This is a genomic window from Nonomuraea sp. NPDC001636, assembly GCF_040298265.1.
GTDB lineage: Bacteria > Actinomycetota > Actinomycetes > Streptosporangiales > Streptosporangiaceae > Nonomuraea.
This window is the reverse complement of sequence record NZ_JBEOZT010000007.1, coordinates 131,941-148,102: the sequence shown is the minus strand read 5'-3', so window position 1 is coordinate 148,102 and position 16,162 is coordinate 131,941. Positions and strand designations below refer to the sequence as shown.

Below are 16,162 nucleotides of genomic sequence, written 5' to 3'. Positions count from 1 at the left end.
GACGTATTCCGGACGTTCTACTTCCGGATCCTGCCATGACCGCTCTAATCTGCTCGGATGCCGACCGAACTCAGCCCCACCGCGCGGGCCCTGCGCGCCATGGAGGTCCTCCGGCAGCGTCCCGGCGTGACGGCCGGGGAGCTGGCCGCGGCCCTGGGCGTGACCGAGCGCGCCGCCCGCCGGTACGTCGGGATCCTGCGCGAGGCGGGCATCCCCGTCGAGTCGGCCAGAGGCCCCTACGGCGGCTACCGGCTCGGCCGCGGCACCAGGCTGCCGCCGGTCGCCTTCACCGAGCCGGAGGCGCTGGCCCTGGTCATGGCGGTGCTCGACGGCCAGCCGGCCGCCACCGACGCCGACGACCTGGTGGGCACCGCCCTGTCCAAGGTCATCCGGGCCCTGCCGGAAGGCGTCGGACGGCAGGCCGCCGCGCTGCGCGAGCACGCCTCCGCCGCGCCCGACCGGTACGCGGCCCGCCCCGGCGTGGCCGTGACCAGCGCGCTGGTCGCCGCGTCCGCGGCCCGGCGGCGCGTCCGCATCGCCTACCGGAGCGGGTCGGGCACGGAGTGGGAGGCCGAGGTCGACCCCTGGGCGGTCGTCGTCCGGTACGGGCGCTGGTACCTGCTGTGCCACTCCCACCGCGCCGGCGCGATCCGCACCTACCGGGTCGACCGCGTCCGGGCCGTGCACGAGACCGTCCACGGTTTCCGGCCGCCCGACGGGCTGGACCCGGTGGCGGCGTTGGAGGAGAACCTGGGCGCCGGATGGGCGTACGCGGCCCGCGTGGTCTTCGACGCGCCCCTGGCCGAGGTGGCGCCCTGGGTGCGCCCGCCCATGGGTCGGCTCGAACCGCACGGCGAGGGCTGCGTGCTGGTCGGCAGCACGGGCAACCCGGCCATGTACGCCCAGGAGTGGCTGCCGGCCGTGCCGTTCGCCTTCCGCGTCGAAGGCGGCCCTGAACTGCGCGCGGCGGTCGCGAGCCTGGCCGCCCGCCTGGCCGCCGCGCTGCCCGGCTAGGCCGCCGCCCGCGCGACCGTACGGTGCCGCCGGACGCGCGCGCCGAGGATCAGGGCGGCCAGCACGGACGCCGCCGCCGAGGCCAGCAGGATCGCGCCCTTGGCCTGCGTCAGGTGGACCGGCCCGGGGTAGGACAGCTCGGCGATCAGCAGCGAGACGGTGAAGCCGATGCCGCCCAGCACGCCCACTCCCGCGATGTCGCTCCAGCCCAGCCGCGGGTTGAGATGGGCGCTGGTGAGGCGCGCGGTGAGCCAGGCGGCGCCGACGATGCCGAGCGGCTTGCCGGCCAGCAGCCCGGCCAGCACGCCCCAGGTCACGGTCCCCGTCCAGAAGCCGCCCGCCCCCGACAGGGAGATCCCGGCCGACAGCAGCGCGAACACCGGGAGCACCACCCCGGCGCAGAACGGCCGCAACGCGTGCTCGGCGCGCTGCGCGGGCGGCTCCTGCTCGCCGGCGCGCGGGCTGGTGCGCATCAGCAGGCCCATCGCGACGCCGGCGATGGTCGCGTGCAGCCCGCAGGCGTGCACCAGCGCCCAGATCAGCACGGCGAGCGGCCCGTACAGCAGCCACGCGGGCAGCGCGCGGCGCACGACGGTGACCGCGCGGCCCCGCCCGTGCTGCAGGTACGCCCACACGCACAGCGCGGCGGCGGCCCCGGCCAGGGCGGCGAGGTTCAGCCCCGAGGTGTGGCCGACGGCGATCACGACGACCGCGCACACGTCGTCCACGGTCGCCAGCGTCAGCAGGAACGTGCGCAGCGGGGCGGGCAGGCCGCGGCCCACGACGGCCAGGACGGCGAGCGCGAAGGCGATGTCGGTGGCCATCGGCACGCCCCAGCCGCGGGCCGCCTCGCCCGGCGCGGCGGCGTTCACCGCCAGGAACAGCAGCGCCGGGACCACCACGCCGCCGAGCGCGGCCACCACGGGCAGCGCGGCGCGGCGCGGGTCGCGCAGCTCGCCGTGCACGAGCTCCTGCTTGAGCTCGTTGCCGACGATGAAGAAGAACACCGCCAGCAGCCCGTCGGCGGCCCACGCCTGCGCGCTCAGGCGCAGGCCCAGCCACTCCGGGCCGAAGGACCACGTGCGCAGGGCCTCGTAGGAGCCGGCGAAGGACGAGTTGGCCCAGGCCAGCGCGGTCAGGGCGGCGACGATGAGCAGGACGCCGCCGACCGCGTCGGAGCGCAGGGCAGTGATGATCCGCGAGGAGGCAGACATGAAGGGAGAACTCCAGGACGGTACGGGTGACGATCGGGCCGCCCGATGCGCGGCCCGCGGCTCAAGGCAACCCGAGCACCCGGATCAGGTCCGGGTGCGGGCGCTCAGCGGCCCTGCGGCGGGCGGATGCCCGCGATCACGCCCCACGTGCTGACGTAGCCGTTCGTGCCGACCGGACGGAACTCCAGCGGGCGCAGCGGGCGGGCGTGCCGCTCGCGCGCGAGGTGGAGGAAGGAGCGGAACTCGCGCAACTTGCCCCCCCTTTTGTCCGATCGTGTCCCCCTCCTACCCTACAAGTTCCCGCCGCCCCTTGAATCCGGTACCCGGGTACGGGGTTACCGTCGGGACATGACCGCAGACCTGCCACTCTCCCCCGGCTGGACGCCGTCCGCCTGCACGCTGCCCACCAGCCTGACCGGCTGCACCGGCCCGGGCTGCCCCCTGCCCGCCGCCGCCCGCGCGGATGCGATGTACTGACCGTCATGACGATGATCCGCTCACTGCTGCTGTTCGCCCTGGCCGCGCTCGCCGAGATCGGCGGCGCGTGGCTGATCTGGCAGGGCGTGCGCGAGCAGCGCGGACTGCTGTGGATCGGCGGCGGCGTCGTCGCCCTCGGCCTGTACGGCTTCGTCGCCACCCTCCAGCCGGACGCCAACTTCGGCCGCATCCTGGCCGCCTACGGCGGCGTCTTCGTCGCCGGGTCCCTGGTGTGGGGCATGGTCGCCGACGGGTTCCGCCCCGACCGCTGGGACGTCATCGGCGCCCTGATCTGCCTCGTCGGCGTCCTGGTCATCATGTACGCCCCCCGCGCCTGACCCCGGCCCCGGGGCGTGCGTCCGCCATGACGCGGCGCATGTCGGCGACGGCCCGCAGCGTCCCGCGCAGGGTGCCGGTCACCTTCGAGCGGCCCGCGCGGGGCAGGTAGTCCACGTCCGTCTCGCCGATCCGCCAACCGGCCGCCGCGGCGCGCAGCACCGTCTCCAGCGGGTAGCCGAAGCGGCGGTCGGCCGTCCCGAGCGACAGCAGCGGCACGCGGGCGGCCGCCCGCATCGGCCCCAGGTCGCGCAGCGTCACCCCGGCGCGCCGGCGCAGGCCCCGGGCCAGGACGGCGTTGCCCAGCCGGGCGTGCGCGGGCCAGACGCCGGCGCCGCGCGGCCGCCGGCGTCCGAGCACGAGGTCGAGCTCCCCGTCGAGGACGGGCCCGGCCACCCGGGGCAGCTGGGCGGGATCGAGCGAGGCGTCGGCGTCCATGAAGCAGACCAGGTCGGTGGAGGAGGCCAGCAGCCCGGCGTGGCAGGCGGCCCCGAATCCGCGCGCGGGCTCGGCGACCACCCGCGCCCCGAGCTCGCGGGCGACCCGCGCCGAGCCGTCGGTGGAGCCGTTGTCGACGACGATCGGGCGGTAGCCGGCGGGCATGCGGCCGAGCACCCAGGCGAGCGCGGCCTCCTCGTTCAGGCAGGGCAGGATCACGTCGATCGTCATGACCGGGCGAACTCCGCCATCCCGGACTCGAACCCGATCGCGGCGCGGAAGCCGAGCTCGGCCTCCGCCCGCCGGGGCGAGGCGACGATGTGGCGGACGTCGCCCAGCCGGTAGCCGCCGGTCACCCGCGGACCGGGGCCGCCGCACCCGGCGGCGAGCACGCGGGCCATCTCCCCCACGGTGCGCGGCGCGCCGGAGGCGATGTTCCAGGCCCGCAGCCCGCCGGGCGGCAAGGACGCGGTCAGTGCCGCGAGGTTCGCCCTGGCCACGTCGCGCACGTGGACGAAGTCGCGGAGCTGGCGGCCGTCCTCGAACACCGCAGGCGCCCGGCCGGCCCGCAGCGCCGAGCGGAAGATCGCGGCGACCCCGGCGTACGGGGTGTCGCGCGGCATGCGGGGCCCGTAGACGTTGTGGTAGCGCAGGGCCGCGACGGTCCCGCCGGTCTCCCTCGCCCAGTTGGCGGCCAGGTGTTCCTGGGCGAGTTTGCTGGTGGCGTAGGCGTTGCGCGGATCGGGCGGGGCGTCCTCGTCGATCGGCGCCCAGCTCAGGGGTTCGCCGCAGCGCGGGCAGGGCGGCTCGAACCGGCCGCCGTCCAGGTCGTCCGCGGTCCGCGGGCCGGGACGGACGTCGCCGTGGGCGGCGCAGGCGTAACGTCCCTCGCCGTAGACGACCATCGAGGAGGCCAGCACCAGCCGGGTGATCCCGTGCCTGGCCATGGCGGCCAGCAGCACGGCGGTGCCGAAGACGTTGACGCAGGCGTAGGCGGGCAGGTCGGAGACGTCCACGCCCAGGCCCACCTTGGCGGCCTGGTGCGCGACGGCCTCGACGCCGGGCAGCAGCGCGTCCAGGGCCGCGGCGTCGCGCACGTCCGCGCCGGTCCGCGTGTCGAGGCCGACGACGTCGTGACCCGCCGCCTCCAGGGCCTCGGCGACGTGGCCGCCGATGAAGCCGGCCGAGCCGGTGACCATCACTCTCACGCCGCCGACGGTAGCCGCCGGGCCGGGCGGGCCGAAGCCGCGTTCGCGGTTCGTAAGGGTTCTTACGAACGGCGAACGTGCACCGCCGCGACGGCCCCGGACCGGCCTCCGGATGCGAGGCTGCCGCCGTGAACCGGAACACGACGGCGGCCGCCGGGACGTTCGCCGCCCTGGCGGCCGTGGTGCTGCGGCTGGTGACGGGCCCGCCCCATTTGGGTTGGTACCTGGCGGCCTGGGCGCTGTTCGCGGCCGCGCTGTGGCAGGCCGCCCGGCTGCCGGAGCGGCGGACGGCCGTCCTGGTCCTGGCCGGCGGGATCGCGCTCGCCGCGACCGGCCTGGCCGCCCCGCCGAGCAGCAGCACCGACTCCTTCCGGTACGCCTGGGACGGCCGGGTGCAGGCCGCCGGCATCTCGCCCTACGACCACCCGCCGGCCGACCCGGCGCTCGTCCGGCTGCGCGACGACTGGCTCTTCCCGGCCGACTGCGACGCCCCGGCCCTGTGGCCCCTGCCCGGCGGCGGCTGCACCCGGATCAACCGCCCCACCGAGCCGACGATCTATCCGCCGGTCGCGCAGGGCTACTTCCTGCTGGTCCACTGGCTGTCGCCGGACGGGGTGCGGCACAAGGCGCTCCAGCTCGGCGGCTTCGCGGCGGCCGTGGCCGTGCTGGCGATCCTGTGCCGGGCGGCGGGGGTTCGGCGGGCGGCGTACTGGGCGTGGTGCCCGGCCGTACCGGTGGAGGCGGTGAACAACGCGCACGTCGACGTGCTGGGCGTGCTGCTGGTGGTGCTGGCCTTCGCCGCCGTGCGGGGGCGCGGCGCGCTGCTCGGCGCGGCCGTGGCGGCCAAGCTGCTGCCCGTGACCGCGCTGCCCGGCGCGCTGTCCGGGGTGCTGTCCGGGGGCCCGGGTGGAGGTGTCCCCTGGCGGCGGGTGCTCGGCGTCGTCGTCCCCGCCGGGCTGGTGATCGCGCTGTCCTACCTGCCGTACGTGCTGGTCTCGGGCGCCTCGGTGGCGGGCTACCTGCCCGGTTACCTCGAGGAGGAGCGCTACGACGGGCCCGGCGGCGGGAACCGTTACGCCGTCCTGCGGCTGCTCGTGCCGGACGGGTGGGCGCCCTGGGCCGCGGTCGCGCTGCTCGGCCTGGTCGTCCTGGCCGTCCTGCGGTACGGCGACGCCGACCGGCCCTGGCGTGGCGCGCTGCTGGTCAGCGGCTCCCTCCTGCTGCTGTTCACCCCCGGCTACTCCTGGTACGCGCTGCTCGTCGTCGCCCTGGCCGCGCTGGACGGGCGGTGGGAGTGGCTGGGCGTCGCCCTGGCCGGCGCGGTCGCCTACACCGCCGGCCCGGCGGCCCCGGGCACACCCGGCACCCCCGCGTACGCCGTGGCCGCCCTCGCCGTGCTGGCCGGCTGGGCCGTACGGCGGTCCCGCGGCGATCACCTGCTGTCATCGGCACGGAAGGACTGAGGAAGCTGAGCCGTCCCACGTTCGGGCACCTGCCGCAGATCGTGCTCATCGCCAAGGAGCCCGTGGCCGGGCGCGTCAAGACCCGGCTGACGCCCCCGTACAGTCCGGCCGAGGCCGCCGCGCTGGCCGAGGCCGCGCTCCGCGACAGCCTGCGCGCCGTCGCCGCGACCCCCGCCGCCCAGCGCGTCCTCGCTCTGGACGGCCTGCCGGGCCGCTGGCTGCCCCCCGGCTTCGTGGTCATCCCGCAACGCGGCAACGGCCTGGACGAGCGCCTCGCGGCGGCCTTCGCCGACGCCCACCGGCTGCGGCCCGGGCCCGTCGTGCTCATCGGCATGGACACCCCGCAGGTCACGCCCGAGCTGCTGCGCGCGGCCGGGGAGGCGCTGGCGGACCACGACGCGGTGTACGGCCCGGCGGCCGACGGCGGCTTCTGGCTGCTGGGGCTGCGGCGGCCGGACCCGGCACTGCTCCTCGGGGTGCCCATGTCGCACCCGGAGACGGGCAAGGTCCAGCTCGACCGGCTCGTCCGCGCCGGGCTGACCGTCCACCACCTGCCCGAACTGATCGACGTCGACACCGCCGCAGCCGCGACCGAAGTGGCCCACCAGTCCCCCACCTCCTGCTTCGCCACCACCCTCAGAACGCTGCACCGGTGATCGGGGAGATCTATGCGGCCGCGCTCGCGGGTGCGCGCGCCGAGATCGAGTACCTGGACGGCACCCGCGCCGAGCTGGCGGCCGCGCGCTGGTCGGCGCCGATCGACGGCGACGAGGAGATCCTGAGCCGCTGCCGCAGCCCCACGCTGGACATCGGCTCCGGCCCCGGCCGGCTCACGGCGGCGCTGACCCGGCGCGGCGTCGCCTCGCTCGGCATCGACGTCACGCCGCACGCCGTCGCCCTGACCCGCCGGGCGGGCGGGTTCGCCCTCCTGCGGGACGTCTTCGACGACGTCCCCGGCACCGGCCAGTGGGCGACGGCGCTGCTCGCCGACGGCAACATCGGCATCGGCGGCGACCCCGCGGCGCTGCTACGGCGGGTCCGGCAGCTCGTACGGCCGGGCGGCACCGTCCTGGCCGAGCTCGCGCCGCCCTGGACGCGCAGCCGGGTCGACCGGGTACGGCTGCGCGTGGGCGCGCGCGCCGGGGACTGGTTCGGCTGGGCGACCGTCTCGGCGGCCGACATCGAACGCCTGGCCGCGAACGCGGGATTCACCACCGCCCACTGCCGGCCGACACACGGCCGCTGGCTGGCCCACCTGCACTAACCTCCAGCCAGCCGCCGCCGCCCACGGCCCGCCAGCAACGACATCCCGCGCCGGGCCGCGCCCACGGCACGCATGGATCGGCGTCCGGTCGGGCTGGCCGGACGGCGTCGGTCAGTCGTCGTCGGCGTCGGCGTCGTCGTCGCTGCCGGCTTTGCCGTGGTCGTCGGCGTCGTCGTCGGACTTGGCGGTCTGGTCGGTCTTCTGGTCGGGCTTCTGGGCGGCCGTGCCGTCGCCCGAGCGGTCGTCGGCCTGGTCGTCACCGTGGTCGTCCGCCTCGTCGTCGGTCTCGTCGTCGGTCTCGTCGGCGAGGACGGTGCCCTTGGCGGCGTCCACGGTGATCTCGCGCTCGGTGCCGTCGGCGGCGTCGATGTCGATCTCCCAGACCTGGCCGGCGTCCTCGTTCTCCAGCTCGGCCGAGGTGACCTTGCCGCCCGGCACCTTCTCCAGCGCCGTCTTCTCGGCCTGCTCCTGCGAGACCGCCGGAGCCGGGGCGGACGTGGCGGCAGCGGTGGGGGTGGAGGTGGTGGCGAAGGCGGTGCCGACGCCGGCGGCGAGCACGCCGGCCGTGGCCAGTCCAGCAATGATCATAGGCTTGCGCATGCGGAATCACTCCGTCGTTCGGTCGTCGTCCTGACGCCTCCCAGAGTGGCCGCCGGGACGATAGCGACGAACTGCGGGAACCCTAACGTCCGGTTAAGACGCCGAACGGCCCCTGCAACCCCGACGGACCTACTCGTAACGGGCGCGACGGGCGATCTTCTCGAACCCGAGACCGCCGAAGAGCGCGGCCGAGGCCGGGTTGTTGACGTTGACGTCCAGGAAGACCTGGCCGGCGCCGCTCTCGCGCATCCGGCCGAGCGCCGCGACGGCGAGCGCCCGCGCGAGCCCGCGCCGCCGCCACCCGGGCACGGCCCCGACCTGGATCAGGAACTCCTCCGCGCACGTCACGAAGCCGACGGCGACGTCTCCTTCGAACGCCACCAGCGAGCACCCCGGCAGGAACTCGTCATCGACCAGCCAGTCCACCCACTGCTCCCGCGTCCACCCGGGAAACCCCGGACGGTCCGCGAAGGATGCGGAGTACGCCTGGTGGAAGGCCCCTTCGGTGAGGGGCGACCACTCCTCGACCGTCACTTGCGCCGGCAGCGGGACGTCCGGCAGCGGCCGGGTCAGGTCGCGCCGGAAGACGTCCTCGGCGAACGCCTGGCGGAAGCCGCGCGCCAGGAAGAGCTCGTGCGCCTGCGGGGTCAGCGACTCGGTCTCCAGCCGCACCTTCCCGGGCTCGGCGGCCAGCCGGTCGAGCAGGCCCGACCCCAGCCCCCGTCCGCGATGGCCGGGGTCGACCAGGCCGGTCGCCGCCGACGTCTCGCCCATCGGCCGCACGGCCCCGCAGGCCACCAGCAGCCCCTCCGTGAACGCGCCCACCGCGGTGCCCGTGACGTACCGGCGTTCCAGGAAGGAGGGCGACGCGGTGGCCGGGAGCCCGCCGTCGCGCGCCGCGCACCTGGCGGCCAGCCCGGCGATCGCCGGCAGGTCCGTGGCGGACAGCGCGGCCCATTCGACGGTCACCGTGGTCTCCTTCGCGTGCGGGTGATCGAGTATGTCACCACGCGGGGCCGCGCCGGAGGAGAGCCCGGTCAGCCGCTTCGGGGGACGCAGTCGAGGACGACGTTGCCGAGCGGCGTGTGACGTACCCCGGCCACGTCGAGCCCGGACGCGTCGGCGAGCGCGGCGTAGTCGGCGACGGTGCGCTCGCGGCCGCCGCTGATCACGAGCATGCGCAGGTCCATCTCGGCGAACATGGCCGGGTCGTCGTCGGCGCCGCCCCGCGACTCGATCACCACGACCCGGCCGTGCGGCCCGGCCGCGTCGGCGCAGCGCCGCAGGACGCGCTCGGCGTCGGCGTCGTCCCAGTCGTGGATCACGCGTCTGAGCACGTAGACGTCGCCGCCCGGAGGCAGCGGTTCGAAGAAGCTCTGGCCGGCGAACGCGCACCGCCCGTCCAGCCCGAGCCCGGTCAGGTACCGGCGGCCCCGCTCCAGCGTGTCCGGCAGGTCGACGAGCGTGGCCCGCAGCCCCGGGTGGGCGCTCAGCATCTCGGCGATCAGCGCGCCGGTGCCGCCGCCGACGTCGACCACGTGCCGTACGCCGGACCAGTCGTACCCCTCGGCCGCGTCGGTGAGGTCGTCGGCGCCGGCGGCCATCAGTGCGTCGAACGACTCGCCGACCTGCTGATGGGCGGCGAGATGGTGCCAGATCGGGGCGCCGTGGATGCTCTCCCACGCGGGCCGCCCCGTGCGGACGGTGTGCAGCAGGCCGGTGAACGCGACGTCCATCTGCCCGCCGAAGCCGTCGAGGTCGAGCCGGTCGCGCATCATGGAGGGGTGGCCGGAGGCCAGCAGCGCGGCGGGCTCGTTGACCGCGAACACGCCGGGCTCCCGTTCGGCGTAGACGCCGTGGCAGGAGAGGTGGCGCAGCAGCCGGCCCAGGGCGTCGGCGTCGGCGCCCGACCGGCGGGCCAGCTCCTCGACGGGCAGCTCGTCGCCGCCCATCAGATCGGTCAGGCGCAGGGTGGCCGCGACGCGCACGGCCATCGGGGTGACCAGGTCCGTGACGGGGGCCAGCACCTCCCACGCCGCCTGCCACGCCGTCGGTTGGACGGTCTCGTCGCCGGTGCCTGTCACGGACGCAACCCCCTTCTCCCAAAGGATCAAGGCTCGCCCGCAACCTACCACGCGATCCCGGCCCCGTCCGGTCCCGCACGAAAAGCCCAGTAGGTCCCGCGCGCAAACCCCGGCCCGTCCCGCGCGCACCCCGGCGCGGGGGCGCCTCCGGGGCGTCAGCCCAGGAGCCTGGAGAACAGGGCTCCGAGACCGAGGCCGCCCAGGAGCGACCTCGGCCGGTCCTGCTCGGTGGTCGCCGCCGACAGGGGCGCGTCGGCAGCGGGGCAGGCCGCCGAGGGCCGGCCGGTCAGCATGTCCAGCGTCCTTCTGACGCCGAGCGCGTCGAGCAGCGACACCCGGGACGACGAGCTCGTGACCGACATGCCGTCGTCGCCGGCGCGGACGGTCGAGGTGCCGTCGGTGACGCACGTCTCGGGCCGGTTGACCAGCGCTTCGAGCACCGCCGTGGCGCCTGCGGCGTCCAGCAGGGACGCCGGCTCCGCCTCGGCCGACGAGCCGGCGTCCGGCAGCCCGGTCTCCGCCCAGCCGGTGTCCGACGCACCGACGTCCGACGTGCCGGTGGAAGACGTGTCGGTGGAAGACGTATCGGTGGAAGACGCGCCGATGTCCGACGTGCCGGTGGCCGACGTGTCAGTGTCCGGCGTGTCGGCGGCCGAGGAGGTGGTGGACGGGGCGCAGTCCAGGGCGGCGGCGACGAGCGGTTCCAGGATCCGCCGGGCCAGTGTGTCGCCGTCCGCCGCGGTCAGCCGGGCCTCCTCCGTGCCGCTGTCCGGCCTGCTCACCCCGATCTCCCGCTCGACGTCGAGCAGGAAGGCGTCGAGCACGCCGGGGAACTCGGCGGCCTCGGCGAACGACGCGTCCGCCGAACGCGGGAGCGCCCCGGGCCGGTCCGCCGGGCGGACGAGCCCCTGCAGGAACGTCCGCACGGCCGAGGTGTCGAGCAGCGCGCCCGCCGTGACCGAGGGCCCGCCGGTGATCTCCAGCCGGGCGGCGGCGCACGGAGCGGCGGCCCTGCTGCCGTCCTCGGCCGCCGCCGGACCCGCCGCCGGGCCCGCCGCCGTCAGCAGCCCCGTTGCGGCCAGGCCGAGGACGGCGATCGTTCTCTTGCACATGGGTGTCTCCCTGCGACGTTACGTGATCATCCGCAGCGATCATTACCCATTGCAGTGGATCAACTACTCTATGAATGTTTCTAGCCCTCTTTACCCGCCGAAACCGGGTCACCGCGCATGCTCTACCGTCTGCTGAGCGAGCGACGTCGAGCGGAAGGACCCCCATGAGCCCCCTGAACGGCACCGGCCCGAGCGCCGAGGAGCTGACCGAGCGGGTGCACGCCCTGCTCGCCTCCCCCAGGCCCTGGTCGGTCACCCAGATCGGCGACCCCGTGCTGCGCCGGACCGCCGAGCCGTACGACGGCCAGCTCTCCGACGCCCTCCTGCGCGAGCTGCTCGACGCGATGTTCCGGCACCTGCCGGGCGTGGGGGTGGGCCTGGCCGCGCCGCAGGTCGGCATCCCGCTGGCGCTGGCGGTCATCGAGGACCCGGCCGAGCTGCCGCCCGACCTGGCCGCCGAGCGCGAACGCGTTCCGCAGCCGCCGCTGGAGCTGGTCAACCCCGTCGTGACGCCCCTCGGCCCCGGCTTCCGGGCCTTCTACGAGGGGTGTCTCAGCGTGGAGGGGCTGACCGCCGTCGTGCCCAGGCACGCGCGGGTACGGCTGTCGGCCCTCGACGGGGACGGCCGCCCGTACGAGAAGGAGCTGTCCGGCTGGCCGGCCCGCATCGCCCAGCACGAGACCGACCACCTGAACGGCACGATCTACCTCGACCGCGCCGACCTCCGCTCGTTGTCGACCACCGCCAACCACGAACGTCTCCTGACCCCCCGCCCCTGACGCCGCCGGGTCACACGCCGCCGGGTGAGACGCTGCCGGTCACACGCTGCGGATCACCGAGACCACGATCCCGAGCACCACGGCCCGGTCGCCGTCGATGACGTCGTAGCGGCTGTTGCGCGGTTCGAGCAGGACGTGCCCGTCGCGCCGCCGGTAGACCTTCACGGTGGCCTCGCCGTCGATCATGGCGGCGACGATCTGCCCCGAGTGCGCCTCGGGCTGCTGCCGCACCACCACGATGTCGCCGTCGCAGATGGCCGCGTCGACCATGGAGTCGCCGCGCACCCGCAGGCCGAACACGGTGCCGCGGCCGGTGAGGTCGCGGGGCAGGGTCAGGGTGTCGTCGAGGTGCTCGTCGGCGAGGATGGGCGTGCCCGCGGCGATGTCGCCGACCACGGGGACGCTGACCAGCTCGGCGGGCGGCTCGGCCGACGGCGGCCGCAGGAACAGGCGCACGTCGATCGGGCGGGTCATCGTCGCGCCGCGGCTGAGGAAGCCCTGCTCCTCCAGGCTCCTCAGGTGTTTCGAGACCGACGAGGACGAGCGCAGCCCGACCGCCTGGGCCAGCTCGCGGGTGCTCGGCGGGTATCCGTGTCTGACCACCCAGTCGCGGATCGTGGCCAGGATCCGCTGCTGTCGTTGCGGCAGGGCCGAGACGTTCAGGTGCTCGAACGTGTCATGGTCGTCGTAGGTGGTCACAGAGGAATGCTAGAGGCCGCCCGGCCGGAGCGGTGGCGGCCTCCGGCGTTACGGGCGATCCCGGCCGCGAGGGCGCAGGCCGCCGTGCCCGCCAGGACGAGCAGCCCGGTGTCGCCGGCCAGGTACTCGGCCACCCACACGGGCCGGTCGGTGACGACGGCGTGCTCCAGCAGCAGGGCGAACGTCGCGTTGTGCGCGAAGTGCGCCAGCACGGCCGGCCACACGCTGCCGGACATGACCCGCAGGTACCCGAAGAGGAACGAGAACGCGATCACCGACCCGCCGAACAGCGGCAGCACGACGGCCCGCGCCCCCTCGGCGTGGTAGTACGGCGTGAACAGGATGTACGGCAGATGCCAGGCGATCCACACCACCCCGGTGACGAGCATGGATGTGCGCTCCCCCAGCCAGGCGAGCCGGGGCTGCAGGTAGCCCCGCCAGCCGATCTCCTCGGCGAAGGCCAGGATCGGCCCCGTGACGAGCACGGCCGCCACCGACTGCGCCCAGTCGCCCCGCGGCGCGGCGAACCGTCCGAACCCCAGGACGACCGCGCCCGCCGTGGCCAGCAGGCACACCCCGGCGGTGGCGGCGACGGCGGCCGGCCAGGCGCGCAGCCCGGCCCGGCCCAGGCCGAGGCGGCGCAGCCCGTCCCTGGAGTATCCCTCCCGGGTGACGACGAACAGCAGCACCAGCACGGTGAGCAGCGGCGACAGGGCCAGGACGAGCCCCTCCGCGACGCGCGCGGTGGCCGCCGAGACGGCGAGCACGAGGACGATGTAGGCGATCGACGTGACGCGGTCGTCGAGCTGTCGGAACACGGACGGACCTTCCTCCGGGGGGCGGGCCCCGCCAAGTGTTCGGCGGGCCCCGCCGAGTGTTCAGGAGCCTGCTCCCGCCGCCCATCGGCCGAAGATCCGAATCCCCGCCCCGCCTCTGCCACCCGGGGACTACGACCACCGGCTGAGTGCCGGTAATCGCGTTGCGCCCGCGCCGGGGCGCGTGTCAGGGTCATGGCTTTCCTGACAACTGCAACGGCGCTGGTGGTGCGGTATGAGGTATGCGGGGCTCGCGCTCGCGTTCGGGTCCTCGTCGTGTTTCGCGTTCTCGGGGCCGATGGCCAAGTACCTCGTCGCGGCCGGGCTGACGCCGATCGAGGCCGTGTGGGCGCGGATGGCGGCGGCCGGGCTCCTGCTGCTGGGCGTGCTGGCCGTGGTCCGGCCCGCGGCGCTGCGCATCCCGCGGGCCAGGTGGCCGTTCTTCGCGCTGTACGCGGTCGTGGCGGTGGCCGGGGTGCAGTCGCTGTACTTCGCGGCGATCACCCGCCTGCCCGTGGGGGTCGCCCTGCTGCTGGTCTACATGGCCCCGGTCATGGTGGCGGCCTGGGTGCGGCTGGTGCGGAAGGTCCGGCTGCCCCGGGCGGCCTACGCGGGGGCGCTCGTCGCCCTGGCCGGCCTCGGGATCGTCGCCGAGGTCTGGCACGACCTGCGGCTGGACGCGCTCGGCCTGGCCCTCGGCCTGCTGGCCGCGGCCTGCTCCGCCGGATACTTCCTGATGAACGACAGCTTCGGGGACGACGTCGACCCGCTCGGGCTGGTCGCCTGGGGCATGGCGGGCGCGGCCGTGGCGCTGGTCCCGGTCGCCCGCCCGTGGGCGCTGCGGTGGGAGGCGTTCACGGCGTCCGCCACTCCCGCGCCCGGCGCCCTGACGCTGCCCGTTCCGGTGGCCTTCGCGTGGATGGTGGTGGTCGCCAGCGTGGTGGCCTACATCCTCGGGGTGAACGCGGTGCGGCGGTTGTCGGCGGCCGTGGGCGCCACGGTGGCGTCGCTGGAGGTCATCGGCGGGGCGCTGGCGGCCTGGGGGTGCTCAGCGAGGGCCTGGGCGGGCTCCAGATCGCGGGCGGCGTGATCGTGCTGTCCGGCGCGCTCCTCGCCCAGACCGCGACCCGCCGCACACGACCATCCCCAACGACGGGGCCGGACGGCGACAAAGAGGTGACCTCGGGAGCAATGAAGTGCTGACACTACTGTAAGTAGTTAATTCACTACAACGGGTATTTACAAGGGGAAGCAACGACTGTCCCATCCCCGTCCCGAGGAAGGAGGTGGAGCTTTGCGTGTCCTGATCCAGCTCCGCCCCGCCCGTGAAACCGTCGAAGCCGTCCTCGACCCCGGCGTGACCGCCACGGTCGCCGACGTGGCAGGAGACCTGCCGGGAATCGTCCTGGACCAGGCGTTCGCCCCGCTGGCCCTGCCGCGCGCGCTGCCCGCCTCGCCATCAGGCGGCCTGCTGTCGTCGCTCAACCGGCCGCTGGGCTTCTCCCTGTCGGCCGAGCACGCCAGCGTGCTCGTGCGCGGCGAGCTGCCCGACGACGACCTGCCGGCCAGGCTGGCGTTGTTGTCGTCGTCCGTACGCGAGGTCGTCGGCGTGTTCGCCGACCCGTCCATCCATCCCAACCTGACCTGCGCCGACACCGGCCCGGTCGGCGACTGGCACGACGTCGAACGGCTGCTGCACGCCTCCGACCTGCGCGCGGCCGGCTACGACGGGCACGGCGTCAACCTGGCGGTCGTGGACGGCGGCGTCAACGCCGACCACGTGAGCACCAAGCTCGGCCGCCAGGTCACCCTCGACGCCGGGCACAGCTGGGCCCCGCCCGGCGTCACGCCCACGCCGGGGCGCTACCCGGTGGAGCACGGCAGCCTGTGCGCCTTCAACACCCAGCTCGCCGCCCCGCGCTCGACGCTGCTCGACATCGCCGTCCTGCAGAGCAGGAAGGGCACGGTCGAGGGCATGCTGTCCGACGCCGTGGCCGCCTACACCCACCTGCGCGGGCTCCTGGAGGCCATGCCGGCCGAGTCCCGCTCGCTGGTCGTCAGCAACAGCTGGGGCCTGTACAACCCGCAGCAGGACTTCCCGCCCGGCCACCCCGGCAACTACTCCGACAACCCGATGCACCCGTTCAACGTCATGATCTCCAGCCTGGAGCACGCCGGGGCCGACATCGTGTTCGCGGCGGGCAACTGCGGGCGCGACTGCCCGGCGGCGAGCTGCGGGTTCACCGACATCGTGGGCGGCAACGGCCATCCGAAGGTGGTCACGGTGGCCGGGGTCGACACCCGCGGCGAGCGCGTCGGCTACTCCTCGCAGGGGCCTGCCCGGCTGGGCGACCACAAGCCCGACCTGGCCGCCTACACCCACTACGCCGGCTCCGAGGCCAGCGGCCCCGGCACGCCCGACACCGGCACCTCCACCTCCTGCCCCGTGGTGGCCGGCGTCATCGCCGCCCTGCGCACCCGCCACCCGTCCACCAAGTTGTCGCCCGCGCAGCTTCGCACGCTGCTCAACCGCACCGCCGAGGACCGCAGCACGGTCGGCTTCGACCACGACTACGGCTACGGCATCGTCAATCCCGCAGGCGTCCTGGCCGCGCTCCGCTCGCACCGCACCCGGGCCGCCTGAACCGCGACGGCGCCG

19 protein-coding genes are annotated in these 16,162 nt (G+C 75.0%); 9 read left to right on the top strand and 10 right to left on the bottom strand.

Going from position 1 to position 16,162, the window contains the following annotated elements:
• Positions 1-57 precede the first annotated feature (57 nt).
• Positions 58-1,014 (top strand): helix-turn-helix transcriptional regulator, encoded by a 957-nt coding sequence (locus tag ABT158_RS16460; RefSeq protein WP_352353947.1) that lies wholly within the window; start codon positions 58-60, stop codon positions 1,012-1,014.
• Here the strand turns inward: ABT158_RS16460 and nhaA are convergent.
• Both nhaA and ABT158_RS16450 read right to left on the bottom strand, forming a co-directional pair.
• The gene (gene nhaA / locus ABT158_RS16455) at positions 1,011-2,228 is read right to left on the bottom strand and encodes a Na+/H+ antiporter NhaA (protein ID WP_352353945.1); all 1,218 of its coding nucleotides are present in this window, start codon (positions 2,226-2,228) and stop codon (positions 1,011-1,013) included. The two genes, ABT158_RS16460 and nhaA, sit on opposite strands and share 4 nt — an antisense overlap.
• 104 nt (positions 2,229-2,332) lie before the next feature.
• Positions 2,333-2,479, bottom strand: a complete 147-nt coding sequence (locus ABT158_RS16450) for a hypothetical protein (protein ID WP_352353943.1) — start codon at positions 2,477-2,479, stop codon at positions 2,333-2,335.
• Between the two features lie 97 nt (positions 2,480-2,576).
• On the opposite strand from ABT158_RS16450, the gene ABT158_RS16445 reads away from it, so the two are divergent.
• Positions 2,577-2,705, top strand: coding sequence for a hypothetical protein (locus tag ABT158_RS16445; protein ID WP_352353941.1), 129 nt, complete (start codon positions 2,577-2,579; stop codon positions 2,703-2,705).
• Positions 2,706-2,710: 5 nt separating this feature from the next.
• On the top strand, positions 2,711-3,043 hold the full coding sequence (locus tag ABT158_RS16440; RefSeq protein WP_352353939.1) for a YnfA family protein: 333 nt from the start codon (positions 2,711-2,713) through the stop codon (positions 3,041-3,043).
• Here ABT158_RS16440 and ABT158_RS16435 read toward each other — a convergent pair.
• Together ABT158_RS16435 and ABT158_RS16430 are read right to left on the bottom strand one after the other, a co-directional pair.
• Positions 3,021-3,710: a glycosyltransferase family 2 protein gene (locus ABT158_RS16435; protein ID WP_352353937.1), complete on the bottom strand. Its 690-nt coding sequence runs from the start codon at positions 3,708-3,710 to the stop codon at positions 3,021-3,023. The two genes, ABT158_RS16440 and ABT158_RS16435, sit on opposite strands and share 23 nt — an antisense overlap.
• Positions 3,707-4,678: an NAD-dependent epimerase/dehydratase family protein gene (locus tag ABT158_RS16430; RefSeq protein WP_502911539.1), complete on the bottom strand. Its 972-nt coding sequence runs from the start codon at positions 4,676-4,678 to the stop codon at positions 3,707-3,709. Before ABT158_RS16430 ends, ABT158_RS16435 begins: the two co-directional genes overlap by 4 nt.
• Before the next feature lie 137 nt (positions 4,679-4,815).
• On the opposite strand from ABT158_RS16430, the gene ABT158_RS16425 reads away from it, so the two are divergent.
• The 3 genes from ABT158_RS16425 to ABT158_RS16415 are packed head-to-tail and all read left to right on the top strand — an operon-like array spanning position 4,816 to position 7,414.
• Positions 4,816-6,150 (top strand): glycosyltransferase 87 family protein, encoded by a 1,335-nt coding sequence (locus tag ABT158_RS16425; RefSeq protein ID WP_352353933.1) that lies wholly within the window; start codon positions 4,816-4,818, stop codon positions 6,148-6,150.
• Between the two features lie 41 nt (positions 6,151-6,191).
• Positions 6,192-6,806: a TIGR04282 family arsenosugar biosynthesis glycosyltransferase gene (locus ABT158_RS16420; RefSeq protein ID WP_352353931.1), complete on the top strand. Its 615-nt coding sequence runs from the start codon at positions 6,192-6,194 to the stop codon at positions 6,804-6,806.
• Positions 6,803-7,414 carry a class I SAM-dependent methyltransferase gene (locus ABT158_RS16415; RefSeq protein ID WP_352353929.1) on the top strand — a complete coding sequence of 204 codons (612 nt, stop codon included), beginning with the start codon at positions 6,803-6,805 and terminating at the stop codon, positions 7,412-7,414. The genes ABT158_RS16420 and ABT158_RS16415 overlap by 4 nt, the downstream gene beginning before the upstream one ends.
• 111 nt (positions 7,415-7,525) lie before the next feature.
• On the opposite strand, the gene ABT158_RS16410 is transcribed toward ABT158_RS16415, so the two are convergent.
• The 4 genes from ABT158_RS16410 to ABT158_RS16395 form a co-directional block, all read right to left on the bottom strand.
• Entirely contained in the window at positions 7,526-8,002 is a 477-nt protein-coding gene (locus ABT158_RS16410; protein ID WP_352353927.1) for a PepSY domain-containing protein, read from the bottom strand.
• 141 nt (positions 8,003-8,143) lie between these two features.
• Positions 8,144-8,983 carry a GNAT family N-acetyltransferase gene (locus ABT158_RS16405; protein ID WP_352353925.1) on the bottom strand — a complete coding sequence of 280 codons (840 nt, stop codon included), beginning with the start codon at positions 8,981-8,983 and terminating at the stop codon, positions 8,144-8,146.
• Between the two features lie 68 nt (positions 8,984-9,051).
• Complete coding sequence (locus ABT158_RS16400) at positions 9,052-10,098, bottom strand: methyltransferase (protein WP_352353923.1); 1,047 nt, start codon at positions 10,096-10,098, stop codon at positions 9,052-9,054.
• 155 nt (positions 10,099-10,253) lie between these two features.
• Positions 10,254-11,210, bottom strand: coding sequence for a hypothetical protein (locus ABT158_RS16395; protein ID WP_352353921.1), 957 nt, complete (start codon positions 11,208-11,210; stop codon positions 10,254-10,256).
• Between the two features lie 164 nt (positions 11,211-11,374).
• Between ABT158_RS16395 and ABT158_RS16390 the strand changes: the two genes are divergently transcribed.
• Entirely contained in the window at positions 11,375-11,989 is a 615-nt protein-coding gene (locus ABT158_RS16390; RefSeq protein ID WP_352353919.1) for a peptide deformylase, read from the top strand.
• Between the two features lie 39 nt (positions 11,990-12,028).
• Here ABT158_RS16390 and lexA read toward each other — a convergent pair whose 3' ends face one another.
• Together lexA and ABT158_RS16380 are read right to left on the bottom strand one after the other, a co-directional pair.
• Positions 12,029-12,688: a transcriptional repressor LexA gene (gene lexA, locus ABT158_RS16385; RefSeq protein WP_352353917.1), complete on the bottom strand. Its 660-nt coding sequence runs from the start codon at positions 12,686-12,688 to the stop codon at positions 12,029-12,031.
• On the bottom strand, positions 12,685-13,506 hold the full coding sequence (locus ABT158_RS16380; protein WP_352353915.1) for a CPBP family intramembrane glutamic endopeptidase: 822 nt from the start codon (positions 13,504-13,506) through the stop codon (positions 12,685-12,687). The genes lexA and ABT158_RS16380 overlap by 4 nt, the downstream gene beginning before the upstream one ends.
• Before the next feature lie 232 nt (positions 13,507-13,738).
• Between ABT158_RS16380 and ABT158_RS16375 the strand changes: the two genes are divergently transcribed.
• Together ABT158_RS16375 and ABT158_RS16370 are read left to right on the top strand one after the other, a co-directional pair.
• A complete protein-coding gene (locus tag ABT158_RS16375; RefSeq protein ID WP_352353913.1) occupies positions 13,739-14,593 on the top strand; it encodes an EamA family transporter in 855 nt (284 codons plus the stop codon).
• Between the two features lie 204 nt (positions 14,594-14,797).
• Positions 14,798-16,147 (top strand): S8 family peptidase, encoded by a 1,350-nt coding sequence (locus ABT158_RS16370; RefSeq protein ID WP_352353911.1) that lies wholly within the window; start codon positions 14,798-14,800, stop codon positions 16,145-16,147.
• Positions 16,148-16,162 lie beyond the last annotated feature (15 nt).